16 protein-coding genes are annotated in these 19,723 nt (G+C 69.8%); all 16 read right to left on the bottom strand.

Going from position 1 to position 19,723, the window contains the following annotated elements; genetic code table 11:
* Positions 1-167 precede the first annotated feature (167 nt).
* A complete protein-coding gene (locus tag HL658_RS35975; protein ID WP_180284182.1) occupies positions 168-437 on the bottom strand; it encodes an acyl carrier protein in 270 nt (89 codons plus the stop codon).
* Entirely contained in the window at positions 434-1,405 is a 972-nt protein-coding gene (locus tag HL658_RS35970) for a methionyl-tRNA formyltransferase (RefSeq protein WP_180284183.1), read from the bottom strand. The genes HL658_RS35975 and HL658_RS35970 overlap by 4 nt, the downstream gene beginning before the upstream one ends.
* The gene (locus HL658_RS35965; protein ID WP_180284184.1) at positions 1,402-2,982 is read right to left on the bottom strand and encodes an amino acid adenylation domain-containing protein; all 1,581 of its coding nucleotides are present in this window, start codon (positions 2,980-2,982) and stop codon (positions 1,402-1,404) included. The genes HL658_RS35970 and HL658_RS35965 overlap by 4 nt, the downstream gene beginning before the upstream one ends.
* Positions 2,963-3,991 (bottom strand): LLM class flavin-dependent oxidoreductase, encoded by a 1,029-nt coding sequence (locus HL658_RS35960; protein WP_180284219.1) that lies wholly within the window; start codon positions 3,989-3,991, stop codon positions 2,963-2,965. The genes HL658_RS35965 and HL658_RS35960 overlap by 20 nt, the downstream gene beginning before the upstream one ends.
* A gap of 256 nt (positions 3,992-4,247) precedes the next feature.
* On the bottom strand, positions 4,248-5,354 hold the full coding sequence (locus HL658_RS35955) for a GNAT family N-acetyltransferase (protein WP_180284185.1): 1,107 nt from the start codon (positions 5,352-5,354) through the stop codon (positions 4,248-4,250).
* Positions 5,351-6,358, bottom strand: a complete 1,008-nt coding sequence (nadE, locus tag HL658_RS35950; protein ID WP_180284186.1) for an NAD(+) synthase — start codon at positions 6,356-6,358, stop codon at positions 5,351-5,353. The genes HL658_RS35955 and nadE overlap by 4 nt, the downstream gene beginning before the upstream one ends.
* A gap of 64 nt (positions 6,359-6,422) precedes the next feature.
* Entirely contained in the window at positions 6,423-8,426 is a 2,004-nt protein-coding gene (gene asnB, locus HL658_RS35945; protein ID WP_180284187.1) for an asparagine synthase (glutamine-hydrolyzing), read from the bottom strand.
* A gap of 24 nt (positions 8,427-8,450) precedes the next feature.
* Positions 8,451-9,980 (bottom strand): class I adenylate-forming enzyme family protein, encoded by a 1,530-nt coding sequence (locus tag HL658_RS35940; protein ID WP_180284188.1) that lies wholly within the window; start codon positions 9,978-9,980, stop codon positions 8,451-8,453.
* Between the two features lie 85 nt (positions 9,981-10,065).
* Positions 10,066-10,359 carry an acyl carrier protein gene (locus HL658_RS35935; protein WP_180284189.1) on the bottom strand — a complete coding sequence of 98 codons (294 nt, stop codon included), beginning with the start codon at positions 10,357-10,359 and terminating at the stop codon, positions 10,066-10,068.
* A 346-nt stretch (positions 10,360-10,705) separates the two neighbouring features.
* Complete coding sequence (locus HL658_RS35930) at positions 10,706-11,614, bottom strand: polysaccharide deacetylase family protein (RefSeq protein WP_180284190.1); 909 nt, start codon at positions 11,612-11,614, stop codon at positions 10,706-10,708.
* A 25-nt stretch (positions 11,615-11,639) separates the two neighbouring features.
* A complete protein-coding gene (locus HL658_RS35925; protein ID WP_180284191.1) occupies positions 11,640-12,767 on the bottom strand; it encodes a glycosyltransferase family 4 protein in 1,128 nt (375 codons plus the stop codon).
* Between the two features lie 209 nt (positions 12,768-12,976).
* Positions 12,977-14,155: a glycosyltransferase family 4 protein gene (locus HL658_RS35920; protein WP_180284192.1), complete on the bottom strand. Its 1,179-nt coding sequence runs from the start codon at positions 14,153-14,155 to the stop codon at positions 12,977-12,979.
* A gap of 11 nt (positions 14,156-14,166) precedes the next feature.
* Positions 14,167-15,132 (bottom strand): glycosyltransferase family 2 protein, encoded by a 966-nt coding sequence (locus HL658_RS35915; RefSeq protein WP_180284193.1) that lies wholly within the window; start codon positions 15,130-15,132, stop codon positions 14,167-14,169.
* Between the two features lie 57 nt (positions 15,133-15,189).
* Entirely contained in the window at positions 15,190-16,467 is a 1,278-nt protein-coding gene (locus HL658_RS35910; RefSeq protein WP_180284194.1) for an O-antigen ligase family protein, read from the bottom strand.
* 130 nt (positions 16,468-16,597) lie between these two features.
* A complete protein-coding gene (locus HL658_RS35905; protein ID WP_343055439.1) occupies positions 16,598-17,959 on the bottom strand; it encodes an exopolysaccharide biosynthesis polyprenyl glycosylphosphotransferase in 1,362 nt (453 codons plus the stop codon).
* 707 nt (positions 17,960-18,666) lie between these two features.
* A partial coding sequence (locus HL658_RS35900; protein WP_180287739.1) for a Calx-beta domain-containing protein occupies positions 18,667-19,723 on the bottom strand: 1,057 nt, incomplete at its 5' end.

Genomic DNA, 19,723 nt, shown 5'->3' with positions numbered 1-19,723 from the left:
TGAGCCCTACTAATCGCTCGTTCGGCTTGATCCTTTCCCATCCGGCGTCATGCGCAGCGGCGAGCCGCCGCGCCCGGATGAGCATCTTCGGTTTTCCCGGATTTCGACAGTCTTCGCCGACAACGGCAACGCCGCCCGGGACACCTCCGGGCGGCGTTGCCGTTTTGTCAGGCCGCGGCGACGCGCCGCTGGTCGGCCAGAAGCGAGCCTACGAACAGCGCGATCTGGTGGATGGTGCGGAACTGCTCGACCTCGATGTCGTCGATCGGCACGGTCACGCCGAATCGCTCCTCCAGCAGCATCACCAGCTCCACGAAGGTGACGGAATTCAGCAGCCCTCCCTCCAGAAGATCGGTGTCGGCCGAAGGGACGGCCACGTTGAGGTCGGTTTCGAAGAGGCCGACCAGCGCGTGGTCGAGATCCTGGGTCGTCGTCATGGTGTCGGGACCTGCACGGGTTGGGAATGAAGGGAGCGGCCGGACAGCCGCCGGCCGGGTGACAGAACATCGCCGGCCGGCTGGCGCCGTCCGTCGATGACGAGTTGGGAGACCAGCACACTGCCATCCCCGCAGGCGATCTCGGCGACGATGCCATCCACCGACAGCACCGTGCCGGGTGCCGCGCCGCTGCGACCCCTGCGGCCGGGCCGGGTGCGTGACAGGCCGACCTCCTGGCCGTCCAGCAACGCCAGCGGCGCACCCCAGGGCGACGGGAAGGGGCCGAAGTCACAGGCGCGCACGAAGGCCGCCACCGTCTCCGCCGGCCAGTCCCAATCGACACGGCCGCCGTTGGGCGGCTTGCGACCGAACACCTGGCGGCCCATCGGCAGCATCGGCCGCAGCGGCGGTCCGCCCGCATCGGCGGCAAAGGCCTCAACCAGCCGCAGCATCAGCGGAACGCCGAGTCGGGTGCACTTCACGTAGAGGTGCAGGGCGGCGTCCTCCGGCCCGATGGGGAAGGACGCCTCATAGGCGATCGGGCCGGCGTCGATCTCCGCCGCCATGCGGTGCAGCGTGACGGCGTGGCGGGACTCGCCCCGGAAGATGGCCCAACTCGGTGCGTTGAGGCCGGCGTAGCGGGGCAGGGGGCCCGGATGCAGGTTCCAGGCGCCGAACCGGGGCGCCTCCAGCACCGCCGGGCAGACGATGTGCAGGGAGTGGGCGTTGAGCATGAGATCCACTCCCTCCGCCCGGATCGTCTCCGCGAAGGCGGGGTCGCGCACCCGCTCGGCCGGCAGCACCCGAAGCCCCGCCGTCTCCGCCGCCTGCCGCACGCTTGTGCCCGCGGCGGCCTGTCCGGAAGCGAGCACCGCGGCGATCCGATGCGGCGTCTTGGCGAGCGCCTGGAGGAGCTGCAGCCCCGCCGCCTCCTCCGCGGCGACCAGCAGGGTGAGCGGCCGGGTCATGTCGCGAACACCTCGTCCTGAAGCCGGCGGCGGTCGATCTTGCCGTTGCCGTTCTTGGGCAGACCGTCCAGCGCCGCCCAACGGGTCGGCAGCATGTAGGCGGGCAGCCGCGCCGACAGCAGCGTGCGCAGCTCCGCCGCCGGCAACTCGCGGCCGGGCTTGGCGGCGTAGGCGCAGCAGACCGTCGCCCCTTCGAAGGAATCGCGGTCCACCGCCACCACCGCGTATTCCTGGAGCGCGTCGATGGCGCCCAGCGCCGCCTCGATCTCGCCCAGCTCGATGCGGTAGCCGCGGCTCTTGATCTGGGTGTCGGCGCGGCCGACGAAGACCACCTCGCCATCCTCCCGCAGCTTCGCGAGGTCGCCGGTGCGGTACATCAGCCCGTTGCCGTCCACCGCCGGCACGAAGGCGGCGGCCGTCTTCTCCGCGTCCTCCCAATAGCCGGCGGCCAGCCCGGCGCCGGCGATGTAGAGGTCGCCGATCTCGCCCGGCGGCAGTGGCCGCTTTTCCGCGTCCAGCACGAACAGCCGCTCGCCGCCGCAGGGCTTGCCGATCGGGATGTTGGCGGCCGGGTCGGACGGCACCCCCGAGACACGGTAATAGCTGGAGGCGATGGTCGCTTCGGTCGGGCCGTAGAGATTGGTGAAGCTGGCGTGCGGCAGCCGCTCCATCCAGTGGATGAGCGCCGGGGTCGGCAGCACCTCCCCGCACCACAGCACGCGGCGAAGCGCCTGGAAGTCGCCGGGCCTGACGGCGTCCATGCGCGCCATGTAGTTCATGACCGACGGCACGGAGAACCACTGCACCAACTCGCGTTCGCGAATGAAGCGGGCGAGCTTGCCGGGCAGCAGGTTCAGCTCCGGCGGCACCAGATGCAGCTCCGCCCCGGCGCTCAGCGCGCCGTAGATGTCGAAGGTCGACAGGTCGAAGTGCAAAGGGGCGTGCCCGGAGACACGGTCGCCCGGCTGGTAGCCGAAATGGGGCAGCGCCCAGTCGAGGAAGGCGGCGACGCTGGCGTGGTTGATCACCACGCCCTTCGGCAGCCCGGTCGAGCCGGAGGTGAAGAGGATGTGCGCGCGCGCCTCCGGCTCGCCGCTGATCGACAGGGGGGCGGCGGACTGCGCGTCAACGTCGTCCTGGGTGAAGCCGGCCGCCTGCGCCTCGGCGGGCGGCGGGACGCCAAGCCAGCCGACGCGGGCCTCCGCCGCGAAGGGACTGACGGCGCGCAGTTCGGCCAGCAGCGGGGCGGCGGATGCCGCGGCCAGGATCACCCGCGGGCGGCAGGCATCGACGATCCGCGCGGCGCGCGGGGCCGGATTCTGGACGTCGATCGGCACATAGAGGGCGCGCGCCTTCAGCACGCCCAGCATGGCGACGATGGCGTCGATGGATTTCGGCAGAAGCAGCCCGACCCGGTCGCCGTCGCGACAGCCGGCCTCGCGCAGCGTCCGAGCGAGGCGGGTGCTGGCGTCGTCGAGCTGGTGGTAGGTCACGCGCCGGTCGCGCATGACGATGGCGATGGCGGCCGGCCACCGGCGGGCGGCGGCCGAGACGCGTTCATGCAGCAAGGCGGTCATGGCTCACCATCTCGAGCGCGCGGTCGAAGGCGGTGCGGATGTGCGCGAACTCCGCCGCGTCGGGGACGATGTCGAGGATCACGGTGCGGTGCCCCTTGCGCAGGTAGCGGGCGAGTTCCGCCGCCACCTCCTCGTGGCTGCCGACCAGATAGGGGCAGAAGGTCTTGTAGTTCTGGAACGGCCCCAGCCAGTAGGGGCTGTCCGGCCCGGCCGGCCGCTCATCCAGGTCGGAGAGCTGGCGGTGCCAGGCGCTGTCGCTGACCTTCATGGCGAGCGCGTGCCGGATGGCGCCCTGACGGGTCGCGGGAAAGCGCTCCGCCGCCACACGCCAGGCCTCGGCCGCGTCCTCGCGCGCCACGATGCCGACGCGCACGCCGCAGGACAGGCCGGACAGATCCTCCGCCCCCACCTCCTGCTCGGCCGGCTTGGGGTAGCGGATGGCGACGGCGCCGATGTCGCGCGCCGCCTGGATGCCGGCGTCGGACGAGCCGGAGATCAGAATCTCCGGCCGCAGCTCGCGGGGCAGCGACGGGGCCAGCGACAGGTTGGAGACGCGGTAGTAGCGCCCCTCGAAGGTCACCGGGCCGCCCTCCAGCAGGCTTCGCACGATGGTGGTGTATTCCGTGGTGCGGCGGTAGCGGTCGTCGTGCGGGGTGTCGTCCCCCAGCGCGATCAGGTCGTTCTTGAAGCCCCCGGCCAGCATGTTCAGCGCCACGCGGCGCCCGTGCAGGGCGGCGATCGAGGCGATCTGCTTGGCGACCCAGTAGGGGTGCATGTAGATGGGCTGCACCGCGACCAGCGGGGCCAGCCGCTCCGTGGCGGCGATGGCGGTCTGCGCAACCTGCCAGGGGTCCACCAGCCCGTTGTCGGTGTAGATCAGCATGCCCGTGCAGCCGGCCTCTTCGCTCCATCGCGAATGGTCCGCGACCGTGCGGACATAGTCCGCCGCGGCTATGTCCTTCGACTGTGGGCAGGTGGAATAGAGGTGCAGATTCGTTTCTTGGCTCATGTCCATCGGCGTCACCGCAGAGTTGTTCCGGAGGCCCCAAGCTGTCTCCACGGCTTTCGCTGTGGAAAGATTTGGGAGGCACGGTCCGGTGTGGCGTGAGTCCTTCCCGTTGACAAAGCTATGGGCTCCGGTCGGGAATTTCTATTGGGCGAGAGGAAGGCCTCGATTGCGCCGACGGGCGATGCGCAGGAGGTGATGACCTGCGCGAAAGGGGTGGCGACGGGGCCGGGGCGTACGCCGGGCCCCGTCCGCGGCGCTATTCCCCCAGGCCCTTGAAACCGATGTCGCTGTCGAAGGCGGTGATCAGCCAGTTCTTGGGGTCGGAGACCACCGCCTTGAAGGGCTCGCCGTTCTGGCCGACGCGCGCCATGACGCGGGTGGGAAACCGCACGCCGTTCTTCAGGCTGAGGAAGCCCAGCGCGTTGAAGGTGCGCACGGCACGCGCGTTCAGCGTGCGGCAGAGCAGCGCCGTCATCCGCTCGCGCCGCGCCAGCTCCACCGTCAGCGCGAAGGCCGCCCCGGTCCAGCCGGGCCGGGTGAGGTAGTCGATCACCACCCCCACCGGCTCGCCCTTCCACTCGTCCACGCGCAGCACGACGTAACCCATCACCTCGCCACGCCGCACGACGTAGAAACGGCGGAGCCGGTCGCAGGCCCAGAGCTGGTCGAAGCGCCAGGCCAGCGTTTGCCGGTCGCGCCGGGCGAGCGCCGGATGCGCCGACTTGGCCGCCTCCCACAGGGTGTCGACGCGCTCGTCGAAGGCGGGCACCAACTCCAGCGAGGCGCCGCGCAGGCGGGCGAGCGCATTGCCGCCCATGGACAGGCCCGACAGCAGCGGCCCGCCCACCGCACCGGCCGCCGTGACCAGCGGCCCCTTGAAGGGGCTGACGCGGACGCAGCGCGGCGCGTCGATCAGGCGCACCCAGGTCGGGATGGTGCCGAGGTCGGTCCAGCCCGTGCGCTTGTAGGACTTGTAGGCCGCGTCGGTCATGCCCAGCGAGATGCTCACCGGGCTGGCCATGGCGTGTGCCTCCGACAGGGCGGGGCCGACGCCGCGCAGGCGCCATTCCGGCGCCACCATCAGGTCGATCGCCCAGGAGGCGCGGGTCACCCGCTCGCCGGCCTGGAGCAGGAAGGGGATCCCGCACTGCTGGCCGACGATGGCGCCGTTGCGCTTGCACACCCAGAACTGCGGCCCCTCCACGTCGGGGTGGGGCACGTCCTCGTACATCCATTGGTGGTAATCGGGCCGCACCGGCAGAGAATGCGGCCCGAAATTCGCTTGCTGGAACGAGTCCAGCAGGGGCTTGTCGGCCGGCTCCAACCGGCCGATGCCGCGCTGCGCCCAGGCGATCGCGGTCATGCGTCGCTCCCATCGACCTCAACCGGCTGCACCAGCGCGGCGTGGCGCAGGATGCGGGCCGAGGTGCGCCGCTTGCGCACGATGTCCTGGTAGACCCGGTTCACCTGCTCGGTGGCGAGGCCGAGCGCCCCGGCCGCCTCCTCCGCCGGCACGCCGCGGCCGTAGGCGCAGAGCGCCAGGTCGAGCTTGTCGTAGGGGATGGCGTAGTAGAACTCCTCCTGCGTCTGCGGCAGGGTGTAGGTGTCGGTGCTCGGCGGCTGGCTGCGGATCTCCGCCGGGACGCCCAGATAGGCGGCGAGCTGGTAGACCTGGCTCTTGTACAGGTGCGCGATCGGCTTCAAGTCGGCCAGACCGTCGCCGCCGCGCACGAAGAAGCCCAGCTCGTACTCCAGCCGGTTCGGCGTGCCCAGCACGGCAAAGTTCAGGCGGTCGGCGTGGGTGTACTCCACCGTCTTGCGCACCCGCTGCTTCAGGTTGGTGGCGGCCACCACCGACAGGTACACATCCACCGGCATGCGGCTGGTCTGGAGGTCACCCTCGGGCGACTGCACGGTCATGGTGAAGTAATTCACCCGGTCGGCGTCGAGCAGGCCGGCGGCCAGCCCGATCTTCTGCTTCCAGCCGGCCGCGTATTCGGGGAACAGGCGGCGGATGGCGCTGTCGCGCCGGTCGTAGCAGCCGAGCGCGGTCAGCGCCGGGGTGATGTTCTCCAGGATCGGCGTCAGGCCGAAGGCCCCGCAGAGCAGACGGCCGCGCTCCGTGCTCTCGGGCGACGACTCCTTCTCCGGCATCAGGATGGCCAGGACCCGCTCCGGCCCCAGCGCGCGGGCGGCGAGTGCCGCGCAGACCGAGCTGTCGATGCCGCCGGACACGCCCAGCACGATGCCCTGCCGGCGCAGGTCGGTGGAGACGATGCGGCGGATGGACTCTTCGATCTCGCGCGCGGCGGCGGCGCAGTCCAGGTCGAGGGCGTCGGCGTCGAACCGGTTCAGCTCGTTCAGCATTGGATCAGGTGTCCCTCGTCGCGGGTGGTCTTTTGGCGGAGTGTCGGGGTGGGGGCCCCACGGGTTACATCGTCAGCGTCTCATCCACATGACACGGCGCGTTGCGCAGCGCCGCGCGGGCGGTGGCCTCGCGCTGCGGGCGTTCGTCCAGCACGTCGCGGGCGAGGAGCTGGAGCGTCAGCACGCCGACCAGCGCCATCTCCTCGCGCTCGCCGGCCATGGCGCCGTTCTGGCGGTGCGCCTTGGCGGCCAGGGCCTGGGTGGCGCCCGTGTCGGCGAGGCCGTAGCGGGCCAGCGCATCCTCCGCCAGCAGATCGCGGACATAGCCGGGGGCGTTGGCGCCGAACAGCGCGGTGGTCATGGGCGCGCGGTAGGGGCGCTTGGGCCGCGCCACGATCTCCGACGGCAGCAGCCGGGACGCCAGCCGCCGGACCACCAGCTTGTCGCGCAGCCCCAGCATCTTGACCCGGCCGGGCAGGTCGCCGGCGAGCGCCACCACCTCGGGGTCGAGGAAGGGATAGCGCGCCTCGATGCTGTGGCCCATGGCGACGCGGTCGGCCTGGCTTGCCAGCAGGTAGGGGGTCAGGAAGGTCTCCACCTCCACCGCCTGCGCGCGGGCCAGCGGCGGCCAGCTCTCCCACCCCTTGGGCATGCGGGCGAGGATGGCGGCCTCCGCGTCGGCCGGGTCGGCGGCGGCGCGGATGTCGGGGTTGAGCAGGCGCTGCGCCCAGGCCGTGTTGTTCCACCGGATGCGGTGGGCGTAGAAGGGATCGTCCGTTCCGGCCAGCCCGCGGCGGAAGAAGCTCTGCCAGAGCGGGCTTTCCTTGGCACCGTTCATGGCGGCGAAGGCGTGGATGCGGCCCAGCAGCTTCGGCCGGGCGGCGCTGTCCGGCCGCCGTGCCCAGAAGCGGCGGACCCGGTCCTCCTTGAAGATGTCGTAGCCGGCGAACCACTCGTCCGCACCCTCGCCGGTCAGCACCACCCGCACCCCCGTCTCCTGCACGAGGCGGGAGAGCAGGAACATCGGCGCGGGTGCCGTGCGCACCAGCGGCGTCTCGGCGTGGCGGACCACGGCGGGCAGGGCGTCCTGGATGTCCTCCGGCCCGATCTCGATGTCGTGGTGGTCGGTGCCGACGAAGCCGGCGACGAGGCGCTGCTGCGGCGTCTCGTCGAAGGCGCCGTCGCGGAAGCGCACACCGAAGCTGTGCACCGCGGCCTTGTTGTGACGGCGCACCAGCGCCGCGATGACGGAGCTGTCGAGCCCGCCGGAGATGTAGACGCCCACCGGCACATCGGCGCGCAGCCGCAGCCGCACGGCGTCGGTCAGCGCCGCCTCCAGCCGGTCGGCGGCCTCGTCCAGTGTGATGGCGCGCAGGGAGTCGTCACCGGCGAGGTCGGGCTGCCAGTAGCGGCGCTCCGCGATGGCCAGGTCCGGGCCGATGGTGAGGACGGTGCCGGCCGGCACATGCTGCACGCCGGCGAAGACGCTGCCGTGCGGGGCGACCGCCCAGTGGGTGAACACCTGCGCCAGCCGCGCGGCGTCGAAGCGCGGTTCGACCCGGCCGCCGGCGAAGAGCGCCTTGGCCTCCGACGCGAAGGCGATGTGGTCGCCGACGCGCGCGAACTGCAGCGGCAGGATGCCCAGCCGGTCGCGCACCAACCGCAGTGTGCGGGTGCGCGTGTCCCACAGCGCGAAGGCAAACTGGCCGTTCAGCCGCGTCCAGGCGTCGTCACCCCATTGCTCGAAGGCGTGGACGATCACCTCGGTGTCGGTGGCGGTGTAGAAGCGGTGACCCAGCCCGCGCAGCTCCGTGCGCAGCTCCGGGTGATTGAAGACCTCGCCGTTGAAGCTGATCCACAGCGTGCGATCCTCGTTGTGGATGGGCTGGAAGCCGCCCTTCAGCCCGACGATGCTGAGCCGCGCGTGCGCCAGCCCGATCCGCCCGTCGCGGTAAAGGCCATAGCCGTCGGGGCCGCGGTGACCCAGCACGGCGATCATCCGCCGCAGCTCCTCCGCCGAGGCCGGCTCGGAGCGGGGTCCGGCGAGGACACCGGCAACACCACACATCGCTTGTCCCTCCCTGGCGGTTGGTCAGACGGTCTCTGCGAGCAGGAAGCGGCGCACCTTGCCGGAGTCGGTCTTCGGCAGCTCCGCGCGGAACTCGATGAATTTCGGCACCAGATGCCCTTCGAGCCGGCCGCGGCAATGCTGGCGGATCGCAGCTTCGGTCACTTCGGCACCCTCCCGAGGGACGATGAAGGCCTTCACCGCCATGCCGTCGGCGGTGTCCGGCACCCCCAGCACCGCGGCCTCCGCGATGCCCGGAAGTTCGTAGAGCGCGGCTTCGACCTCCTTGGGGCTCACCTTTTCGCCGCGGCACTTGAACATGTCGTCCTTGCGGCCGACGAAATGCAGGAAGCCATCCTCGTCGGCGCGGAACAGGTCGCCGGTGTGGAAGACGCCGTCGCGCAGGCGGCGCGCTGTCTCCTCCGGCTGGTTCCAGTAGCCGCGCATGACGTTGGCCCCGCGCACCACCAGCTCGCCCACCACACCAGGGGCGGCGGGACGGCCGTCCTCGTCGATGATCCAGGCCTCGCAGTCGGGCATCGCCTTGCCGACCGAACCGGGCTTGTCGGCGAGACGGGCCGGGTCGAGGAAGCTGATGCGCGTCGCGCATTCCGTGGCGCCGTACATCGAGTAGAAGGCGGCGTTCGGGAAGCGCTCCGTCAGCCGGCGCAAGTGCGCGGGCGACAGCGGGGCGGCGGCGTTGGTGATGTAGCGCAGCGACGACAGGTCGGCCGTGGCGAGCGCGTCCAGCCCCAGCAGGGTGGAGAAGATGGTCGGCACGCCCGGCAGTCCGGTGACGCGGTGCTCCACCATCCGCCCCAGCGTCTCCGCCGGGAAGGCGAAGGAGCGTTCCAGCACCAGGGTGAAGCCCACCAGCGCCGCGGTCAGGACCTGGGACAGGCCGTAACCGAAGGTGAGCGGCAGAACGCACAGCACCACATCGTCCGGCCGGTTGCCCAGATAGCCGGCGATCGCGCGGGTGGCCGCGATCTGGTTGGCGTGGGTCAGCATCACGCCCTTCGGCACCCCGGTGGTGCCGGAGGTGTAGGCGATGACAGCCAGATCCCCGTCGATTCCCCCGACCTCGGCGGGACGCCCGCCGCCCGCGACCGCATCGGCGTAGAGCCGGTCGGTGGCCGTTGCACCGGGCGGCAGTTCGCGCCCCACCCAGACGACGCTGCCGACCGACGGCGCTTGCGGCAGGGCCGGCAGCACCACCCGTGCCAGCGTCGCCGCGGTGAACAGCGCCTTCACGCCGCAGTCGGCGAGCAGGAAGGCCAGCTTGTCCGGCCGGGTGGACGGGTTGACGGGGACATAGACTCCGCCGGCCTTCAGGATGCCGAAGAGGGCGGCGACGTAGTCGACGGAGTTGTCCAGCATCACGGCGACCCGGTCGCCGCGGACGATGCCCAGCTCCTGGAGCGTGTGGGCGAGGGCATCGCTCTCCGCGTCCAGTGCGGCGAAGCTGCGGCGGGCGTTGCCGGCGATCAGCGCGGTCGCGTCCGGCGTGCGCCCTGCGGTTTCCCGCAGCAGGTCGTGCAACAGAAACGCCATTCTGGACCCTTCTCGTCGTCGCTGGTGCAGGTTCCTGCCTCGCCGCCCTCTCCCCTGGCGGAGAGGGCGGATGGTGGGCGGGGGGTCAGGCCGCCTGCCTCACCGCCTGCTTGCGTGTCACGAACGCGGCGATCTGGGTGACCGATTCCAGATTGTCCGAAATCAGGTCGTCATCGGCGATGGAGATGCCGAAGCGCTCTTCCAGGAAAGCCACGACGTGCATGATCCCGGTGGAGTCGATGATCCCCGATTCGAGCAGCGACTCGTTGTTGTCGAACCCGGAGTCCTTGCCGAGGAGGAAGTTCTCGACGATGAACGCCCGGACATCGTGCAGGACCATGCTGCTCGATGCGGTCTCGGTGGTCGCAATGGTCAGCATAACGATGGCACCTCTTTTCTGGGTATCGGAAGCCTAAACGCATCCGAGCATGGTTTGGCGACCCGTAAGCAATCGCGGCGTCTCATTTTCTGAACAGTGTTGCGTGATTGAGAGACATTTCTTTATCACTGCCTCATTAATGAACGAACTGAGACAGTATTGATCAGCCAGCCTCGCCATCATCATCGCGTCACTGCCACCTTTTATCACACGCGAATGGTAGAAAATCGAGTGGGCAAAGGATAGTGGAGCCTGCGGGTTTCTGGTTAGCCTGTCCGTATGATCATGGTTGTCTTCTCCGCAGAGCATCGTCCGGTGATAGGTGCTACGGCCTAGCCATGGCCGTTCAGGCGACCGGAACGGGTTGGCCGGACGGAATGCCGCCCTCCGCGGCCCGCCGGGCGTCGCGGATGCCGCGCAACCAGGCGGGGATTCCCGTCATCTGCACCGCCAGCCAGGAGACCGGCACGTTGTCCGACACCGGGAAGGCTTTCAGGCGCATCGGGTCGGCGTCCGGCCCGTTCCATCCCGGCTCGATGGTGCGCGCCGTGCGGTAGCCGGCTTGGCGCAACACCGCCACTTCGCGGTCGCCGAAATCCCCGTTGGGGTAGGCGAAATGCTGGCAGGGCCGCTGCAGGAAGGCCTCCACCTCCGACTTGCAGTAGGCGATCTCGTCCGCGCACTGGCGGTCGTCGCAGCGGACCAGGATGGGGTGGTTGCGGGTGTGTGCGCCGAAGTCGCAGACCGGGGTCAGCGCGCGCACCTCCTCCCAGCTCATCGCCTGGCGGTCGTCGCCGTCGCGCTCGGGGTCGTTTCCGGCGGTGGCCAGCCGCGCGCGCCGTTCGCGGTCGGGCAGGCGCTTCAGCGCTTCCACCCCCAGCCGCTCCGCGGCCGGCGTCTGCCACCAGTAGGGGCGATGGGTGCCGATGATGCGGCTGCACAGATAGATGGTCGGCCGCACCCCGAACTCCCGCAGCACCGGTTCCAGCTTGGCGTTGGCGCGGTGCCCGTCGTCGAAGGTGACGACCAGCGGGTAGCGTGGCAGGTCCCCCCAGCGCCCGCTCTCCAGCGCGTCGGCCACGGCGTCCATGGTGGTGAAGCGGTAGCGCCGCTGGAACCAGGCGAGGTGGCTGCGCAGGGTTTCCGGATCGGGGTTGTGGTAGACGACCACCGTGACGTTGCGGCGGGCGCGGGCGAACCGCATCACCGCCTCCAGACCCGTCCAGCGGGCCAATGTGCCGAGCGCAGTCTTCATGGCCTCCATCCTTCCTGGTAACGGGTCAGCGGGCGCCGCGGGCGGCGAACGACGCCGTTGTGGTGTCGGCGTCCGCCGGCCAGAAGCGGGCGTTGCGCCGATAGAGCTCGACGATGCGGTCGCGGCACACGGGCATGTCGAACTGGGTCTCGAAGCGGGTGCGGGCGCCGGCGCCCAGCCGCGCCCTCAGCTCGGCGTCGTCGATGACGCGGCACAGCGCGTCGGCCAGCGGGGCGGACTCGCCGGGCGGCACCAGCAGGCCCGTCACCCCGTCCTCGACCGCGTCGGGGACCGCGCCCACCGGCGTGGCGACGACCGCCAGCCCGTGCGCCATTCCTTCCAGCACGGACATCGGCAGCCCTTCGAACAGCGACGGCTGCACCAGCACGTCGGCCTTCGCGAGCTCCTGCCGGCAGCCCTCCTGCGACAGCCAGCCGGTGAAATGCACGCGGTCGGCGATCCCGGCCTCCGCCACCTTGCGGCGGTGCGCCTCCAGGTCGCCGTCGCCGGCGATGGTCAGGCGCCAATCGCGCGCCTTCAGCGCGTCGGTCGCCAGCGCCTCCAGCAGATAGGCGATGCCCTTCAGCGGGATCAGCCGGCCGAGGAAGAGCAGCCGGACCGGATCCGGCGTCGGTGCGCGCGGCGCCAGGGCCGCCGGGCCGGGCACGGCGTTGTGCAGCACCGTCACCCGGTTCGCGATGCCCTGGAACTCCTCCTGCATGAAGCGCCGCCAATAGTCGCCCAGCACCACCACCTCGTCGGCCATGCCGATCACCTTGCGGATGCCGAAGCGCGCGAGGCGGGAGGAGTTGCGGTACTGGTCCGGAAAGCGGCCGGCGTGCATGTGCAGGACGACCGGCACACGGAAGGCGCGGGCGATCGCCAGCACGATGCCCTTGCGCAGGACGCTTCCGTAATCGGCCATGTGGACGTGTGCGAGCTGGGCGCGCCCGCCGGCGAAGCTGGTGGCCAGCCGCAGGCATGCGAGCAGGAAATAGAAGGGCATGAGGTGGAAGCGGCCGGGGCCGTATGTGTCCACCACCGTGAACCGTACGTCGGGCCGGTGCTTGGCGAGGTCGCTCGTGACGTTGTCCACGACGCGACCCATCCCGCCCTTCTCGCGCGTCCCGCCGGGAGATACGATGTAGATCATACCGCTTCCAATCCCTCTACTCGTGACGCAGCCTTCACTAGGATTGTGGCGTTCTTCTGGCCGCCACGTTCTTGTTCGTTACGCTCGTCGTCTGATATGAGAGTGTGACGAACATTGCTCAATCAGACTTGCGTGTTACACTGACGTGGTTCCACTTCTTCTTTGCCATCTGAATGGGCTCGTACGCGTGAGTCCATTCCTCTTTCGTTCTAGTTGAGCGGCGTGTCGCCAATCGGCTTGGCCTTGTTGCCGGCGGGCCACAGGCGCGAACGACCTGATCGTCCCGTGCGCGCGATGTCCTCGTAGAGCGCGGCCAGCGTGCCGCAATAGGCGCGGATGGCGAAGCGGCGCAGGTACAGCGTACGCCCGGCTTCGGACAGTCCGCGGTACAGCGCAGGCTCGGCGGCGAGCCGCGCGATGGCGTCGGCCAGCGCGTCGGGATGCTCGACCGGCACCAGCAGCGCCGTCTCCTCGTGCCGAAGCACCTCCGGGATGGATCCCACCGGCGTGGTCACCACCGGCAGCCCGGCCGCCAGCGCCTCCAGGATCACCATCGGCAGCCCCTCGTGCGTGGACGGGAGCAGCAGCATGTCCGCCTCGTGGATCAGGGTGTGCGCCTCGTCGCGCCCGACCCAGCCCAGGAAGTGGCAGTGCGCGGCGATGCCCAGCTCGGCGGCGCGGCGCTGGTAACCCTCCACGTCGCCGCCGCCGCCCAGCGTCAGCCGCACCTCCACACCGCGGTCCTTGAGGACGCGCACGGCCTTCAGCAGCGTGCCGATGCCCTTGCGCTCCGACAGGTTGGCGAGCACCAGGAGCGACAGCGGTCGGCCGGGCGTGATGCCGTGGCGCCGTTCGGCCGGTCCCGGCCCGATGTCGGGCACGGCGTTGTAGAGCACATGCACCTTGGCGGGATCGACGCCGACCCGCTGCACGAGATAGTCGCGCCAGCCGCTGCCCAGCACGATGGTGCCGGTCGCCCGGTTGAAGAACCAGCGGCTGAGGGCGCGCGCCACCGGGTTGTGCTCGAAGAACTCCATAAAGGAGGCGCCGTGCAGGTGCGCCACGGTCGGGCAGCCGAACAACCGCGCCACCGCCAGCATCGCCGACTTGCGAACGAAGCTCGTGCGCTCCGACACGTTGATGTGGACGAGGTCCACGCGGTGCCGCATCAGCCGTTCCGACAGCCGCAGGACGGCCGCGGTCAGGAACAGAGGCGACCACCACACGCTGCCGCCGCCGCGCGGATCGATGACGGTGCAGTCCGGGCCGCGCCTTTCCTTGCGGAAATGATCGACGATGTAGCCGGTCATGCGGCCGATGCCGCCCCCGGCGTCCAGCCCCCCGGGGGTGACGAACGCGATGCGCACCGTGGGGGTGTTCTGCTCCATGGGCGTCTCCCTCACGCCGCGTCCGCGGTGGTGGAGGGGCGGCCGCGCGCCGCGCTGCGGGCACCGAACACCGCCTGACGCACCCGCCGGCGCAGCGTGACCGGCATCAGCGAATGCGCCAGGAAGGTGGCCAGCGCCATGGCGCTCGGCCTGCCGTCGCGCAGCACGATGCGCAGGATGCGACGGCGCGCCTCGGCGTTGCGGGCGGCCGCCTCGCCGCCCAGCGTCTGCAGCAGCAGACCGGCGAAGGCCCGCGGTGTGAGCATCGGCCGCACCTGCTCGGCCCAGTCGAGCGCGCGGTCGATGTCGTGGCAGGTCGACAGCGTCACCTGGTTGGTTTCCGCGTAATGCACGGTCAGCACGCCGGGGGCGGTGACCAGCACGGTGCCGGGAACGCCGCCGACGGCGATCAGCCACTCCCAGTCGTCGAAGGCCGATTTCGGGAAGGGCACGCGCAGCAGCAGCTCGCGCGGCACCAGCAGCGTGGAGGTCGGCGCGAAGGTCTCGCCCTTGAACAGGCCGCGGCGCACGAACAGGTACTCGGCGATGCTCTCGCCGGGCTTGGCGAGGCGGCGCGGCCAGACGAACTCGCCGCGCGCGGTCACCACGCGGCAGCGCGTGCTGACGATGGGGTAGAGCGCGCCCTTGGGCACGGCGGCCAGCTGCCGCTCCAGCTTTTCGGGAAGCCAGTGGTCGTCGTCGTCGAGGAACGCCACCCAGCGCCCGCGGCCGCGCTGGACCGCGAGGTTGCGGGCCTTGGCGGCGCCGATGTTGCTCTCCAGCGCCAGCACCGTCAGCCGCGGATCGGACAGGGTGGAAAGCCGATCGACGGTGGCGGGGTCGGGGCCGTCGATGACGACGATCACCTCGACCGCGGTGTGGGTCTGGTCCAGCGCGCTCCCGACCGCGCGCAGCACCAGATCGGGCCTGTTGCGCGTGGGGATGACGACGGTGACCAGGTCTTGCGGGGTCGTCATGTGCACCTGCTGTCCGTTTGTCGGTTCGCGGGGGGGCGCCGAACGCGCCCGTCAGGTTCAGCGGGCGTGGCGCAGCCGCGCCGGCAGGACCGCGGGCTGGACCGCCCGGTGCCCTTCCTGGCGCATGCGGATCAGGGTCACCACCCCGGCCACGAGAATCACCCAGTTGATGGAATGCCGTTCCATGAAGATGCTTTCGGAAAGCGAGATGGCCGTCATGGCGCAGGCCATCGTGAAGATGAACGCGCCCTCCGCCCGCGCCTTGCCGTAGCGGGCCGCGGCGAAGCCCTGGACCAGCACCCGGCCCATCAGCCACAGCACCAGCACCAGACCCGGCACGCCGAGATCGAGCAGAACCTCGATCACCCCGTTGTGGGCCGAGGCGATGCCCCAGCCGACGGTGAAGATGGCCGCCGGCCCGTAGTCGCCGTACCAGTAGGCGGCGTAGCCCCAGCCGAGCACGAAACGCTCCTGGATGGATCCCAGCGTGTGTTCCCAAAGCTCGGTGCGGCCGGTCAGCGTGGGATCGCGCCCCAGCATCGCCATCACGTCCTCGTAGAAGACGGTGGTGGCCAGCACTGCGGCCAGCGCGACCAGAGCCAGCAGCGCCGCCGCGGGGACCAGGGTGCGCACGTCGATCCGCACCCAGCGCAGCCCCGCGAGCACGCAGGCACTCATGATGGTGGTCAGCAGCGCCGTGCCCGACCCGCACATCAGCAGCAGCAGGGCACCCGCCGCGAGCATGCCGCGGATCGCCCAACGCGGGCCGTAGCCCTGCCAGTGCAGCCACATCAGGCAGAGCATCATCCACACGGTGGCGCGGCCGGTGACGTTCTTCTGGAAATACACGCCCTTCCAGGCACCCTCGTGCAGGGTGTGGTCGACACCGATGCTCGGCACCGCCAGTGCCAGCGCGATGGAAGCGAGCGTCAGGATCGACAGCGTCACCGCGAACAGCTTGATGATTTCGGCCAGCGGCCAGCGCAGCGCCAGGTAGAGCCCGAAGGCGGTGGTGAAGAGGAAGGCGACCGAGCGGCGCAGCGTGATCTCCGGCTCGATCGACCACAGGCACGACGCGAAGGCCAGCACCAGCAGCGCCGACACCGCCGGGCTGATGAAGGGCAGGCGCAGCGCCACACGCTGGCGCAGGCAGATCATGCCCATGATCACGACGTAGAGTGCGGCGTAGACCACCATCACGCCGGAATGCTCCGACGGATCGGCGGCCAGCACGTCGCCGCCGGTGGCGATCACCGGGAAGATCGTGCCGGAGAACGCCACGATGGCCACCCCGGCGACGATCTTTTCGAAGAGTTCCAACGGATTGCGCGTCATGGTCCGAAACGGTCTCCGGTGCGGGCCTGGGCTTCGCCGAAATCGATGGTGCCGAAGGTGGGCCGTGCTGCGGTAGCCGGGCGGTGGCGGTACGCCCAAGGGGCCGCACGCGCCGCGTGCGGCCGAGCCCTCACGACCCGTCGGCCTTGGCGAGTAGGAAGGCCGTCTTGACCAGAATGTAGAGGTCGAACAGAAGGCCGGTGTTCTGGACATAGAACACGTCCATGGCGACCCGCTCCTGGAAGGTGGTGCGGTGGCGCCCCGACACCTGCCAGTAGCCGGTCAGGCCCGGCCGCACGGTGCCGATCACGGCCGCGGCCTCGCCCACCTCGGGCAGTTCGCGCGGGATGTAGGCGCGCGGGCCGATCAGGCTCATCTGGCCGACCAGCACGTTCCACAGCTGCGGCAGTTCGTCCAGGCTGGTCTTGCGCAGCAGGCGGCCGACGCGGGTGATGCGCGGATCGACGGTCAGCTTGTGGTAGGTGGCGTATTCCGCGCGCAGCACCGGGTCGCTTTCCAGGATGCGCATCAGGTGCGCCTCGGCGTTCAGGTGCATGGTGCGGAACTTCAGGCATCCGAACGTGCGGTTGCCGCCGGCCCAGCGCTCCTGCCGGAACAGGGCGGGACCCGGGCTGTCCAGCCGGATCGCCAGCGCGATGAAACCCATCAGCGGCGCCAGCATCAGCAGCAGCATGCCGGACAGCGCCACGTCGAAGGCGCGGCGCAGGGTGGCGTAGCCGGACGGCTGGCGCTTGCCGAGGCGCAGCGCCAGCACGCCGTTGAAGTCGTGGCACTGCGCCTCCAGACCGCCGGTGCCCTCGCCGACCACGCAGTAGACCTGCCGGAAGGGAAGCTGCCGCACCATGTCGGCCAGCGCGGCACCGGTGCGGCCGGCCTCGGCGATGATCGCGGTGTGGGCCAGGCCCGCGTAGGCGGGGGAGGACTTCAGCAGGCTGACCGGCCCGGCGACCGGCACGCCGGCGACGGTGTTGTGCCAGAGCGTCTCGTCCTCGTCGAAGAAGCAGACCGGGCGCATGCCGAGCCAGGGCAGACGGTGCAGCTTCTCCGCCAGCGCCGCACCCTGGCGGCCGGCGCCGATGATGACCACCGGCGTGCGCCACTGCGGCAGCCCGACCAGGACGCTCTGGACGATCAGCAGGTCGGCCAGGAAGGTCGCCACGAAGCCGGTGAGCGCCAGGGCCAGCGCCAGGATGAAGAAGGCCGCCATCTCCTCGGTGGCGATGTAGGGAACCAGGAGGGCGGCGCTGCACAGAAGCGCACCCTGCAGGGACCGCCGCCCGCGCTCCATCAGGTCGCAGCGGCCGAGCGAGTAGATGCCGAAGATCGACTTGACCAGCGGCACCAGCATCAGGCCGGTGACCAGCGCCCGCCGCGCCAGATCGTCGGCGAGCGGCTCGGTCATCGGCAGCACCAGAGAAGCGAAGGTCCAACCAAGCAACGCCAGCACCAGCCCATCGGACACGGCAAGCACAAGCCCCAGTCCGAACGGCGGCAGCGTCGCTTTCTTTACAGGAGCCAGATCGAAAATGGCTTCAGGATCCGATTTGCTCATCGCAGTCCCTGTATGTTGAAACGGGATGCCGCCATCTCTTTCAGTGTCGAGATGGTTACTCACCAGCGCCAATTTATCGCGACGAATGGCTTACCGCCCTTCCGGCCGAATTTTCCAAAGGATTATGGGCCGGCCGTCGCTCCATTAGTTGACAAGTTCTTAATGAGCGGGCGTTTTCTTAGCAACTTGCCTTAAGTGCGTGACCTGGACGGTTGGCTGGGTTCCGCGCGTCGTGTGTTTAAGCCGCCCGCGCAATCGGGTGCACGTTGGGGATCCGTGGTCCCGTTCGGGGTCGCGGTTCGGATGGGTCGGCTGCCACTGTTGCGGTGCGGAACGCCCGCATCTCGCCGCGAATTCGGGCTGGTGGGGGTGTGAAGCGGCTGATTCCGGGTGGCGCGAAGGTGGAGGGTTAGCTCCCCGTCACAGCTGGCGCTCCCCGAACGATGGGGGCGTCACCGCCGACGTGACGCGCCGTGGTCTTACGGGTAGACGCGCGCGGACGATCACCGTGATTGCGCGGCAACAGATATACGCTCGAACGTCCGTTATCCTGCGCGCAGCAAAAAGCCGTCCGGCTGTTGTCAGCCGGACGGCCTGAGTGTGCCAGGAGGATGAACCCGGCGGGGCTACGCGGCGTGCTGGAGGAGATCGTTGTCGAGGCCGTCCACCAGCAGGGCGTTCGACACGTCGTCGGCCGTGGTCAGCAGCGCATCGGCGAGGCCCGACCCGCCGCCGCTGCCGCCCGCGATCTGGCTGAGCACATGGTTCAGCAGATCGACCGAGCCTTCCACGATGTTGCCCGCGGCGACCCCGATGCCGATGGTGGCGTGTTCGGGGTTGGAGAGCTTCAGGCCGAAGGTCTCCTGCTCGCTGGAGTCGCTGTCGCCGAGGACGGTCACCTTGACCTGCTTGGTGGTCTCGCCCGGTGCAAAGGACAGTGTGCCTTTGGCGGCGACGTAATCCTGCCCGGCCTTGGCGGTGCCGTCGGTGGTCGTGTAGTCCAGCGTGACGGTCTGGGCTGCGGCCTTCGACAGCGTGACGGTGAAGGCCATCTCCGCCTGGCCCGGCACGGTGGTCGAGCCCGAGCCGCTGAACAGCGCCGGCTTGATGGCGTTGAACTTGGTGTAGTCGACCGACGTCCAGTCGTCGTTCAGGATGCCACCGGTGTCGCCGGAGTTGGGGTTCCAGGACCAGTAGGTCCAGCTCATCCCCTGATCGCCGGCGGGAATGTCCTTGCTGCCGTTGCCGTCCAGGTCGCCGTTGACGTACTGGACGAACTTGTTGATCCAGGCCCGCTCCTGCGCGTCGTCGAAACGGCCGCCGAACTCCCCGATCAGGATCGGGGCGATGTTGTCCTTGAACAGGTGGCCGAAGGACTCCGTCAGCTTGGCCGGCAGGTTGTTCGGGAAATCGCCGGTGTTGAACCAGGACATCTGGTAGAGGCCGGGGCCGTAGGAGTGCGGGGCATAGACCAGCTTGTTGTCGACGTTGAAGTCGATGCCCTCGTCCTTCGCCCCCATCAGGTTGCCACCCCACCAATCCCAGTTGTTCTGGTAGATCTCGATGCCCTCGACCATGAGGAGCAGGTCGGGGTTGACCTTCTGGATGGCGTTGCCGATGCGCTCGGCGGCGGCGGCCCAGTCGGTGGCCCGGTTGCCGTCGCCCCAGGTGGCGGCCCCGTGC

The organism is Azospirillum oleiclasticum (assembly GCF_013423485.1).
In the GTDB taxonomy this organism is placed as follows: Bacteria; Pseudomonadota; Alphaproteobacteria; order Azospirillales; family Azospirillaceae; genus Azospirillum; species Azospirillum oleiclasticum.
The sequence above is the reverse complement of the archived record's forward strand: the minus strand, read 5'-3'. Positions and strand labels throughout refer to the sequence as shown.

Coding starts and splice junctions, on each gene's coding strand:
- HL658_RS35975 (WP_180284182.1), bottom strand. CDS start 437: ATGACGACGACCCAGGATCTCGACCACGCGCTGGTCGGCCTCTTCGAA.
- HL658_RS35970 (WP_180284183.1), bottom strand. CDS start 1,405: ATGACCCGGCCGCTCACCCTGCTGGTCGCCGCGGAGGAGGCGGCGGGG.
- HL658_RS35965 (WP_180284184.1), bottom strand. CDS start 2,982: ATGACCGCCTTGCTGCATGAACGCGTCTCGGCCGCCGCCCGCCGGTGG.
- HL658_RS35960 (WP_180284219.1), bottom strand. CDS start 3,991: ATGAGCCAAGAAACGAATCTGCACCTCTATTCCACCTGCCCACAGTCG.
- HL658_RS35955 (WP_180284185.1), bottom strand. CDS start 5,354: ATGACCGCGATCGCCTGGGCGCAGCGCGGCATCGGCCGGTTGGAGCCG.
- nadE (WP_180284186.1), bottom strand. CDS start 6,358: ATGCTGAACGAGCTGAACCGGTTCGACGCCGACGCCCTCGACCTGGAC.
- asnB (WP_180284187.1), bottom strand. CDS start 8,426: ATGTGTGGTGTTGCCGGTGTCCTCGCCGGACCCCGCTCCGAGCCGGCC.
- HL658_RS35940 (WP_180284188.1), bottom strand. CDS start 9,980: ATGGCGTTTCTGTTGCACGACCTGCTGCGGGAAACCGCAGGGCGCACG.
- HL658_RS35935 (WP_180284189.1), bottom strand. CDS start 10,359: ATGCTGACCATTGCGACCACCGAGACCGCATCGAGCAGCATGGTCCTG.
- HL658_RS35930 (WP_180284190.1), bottom strand. CDS start 11,614: ATGAAGACTGCGCTCGGCACATTGGCCCGCTGGACGGGTCTGGAGGCG.
- HL658_RS35925 (WP_180284191.1), bottom strand. CDS start 12,767: ATGATCTACATCGTATCTCCCGGCGGGACGCGCGAGAAGGGCGGGATG.
- HL658_RS35920 (WP_180284192.1), bottom strand. CDS start 14,155: ATGGAGCAGAACACCCCCACGGTGCGCATCGCGTTCGTCACCCCCGGG.
- HL658_RS35915 (WP_180284193.1), bottom strand. CDS start 15,132: ATGACGACCCCGCAAGACCTGGTCACCGTCGTCATCCCCACGCGCAAC.
- HL658_RS35910 (WP_180284194.1), bottom strand. CDS start 16,467: ATGACGCGCAATCCGTTGGAACTCTTCGAAAAGATCGTCGCCGGGGTG.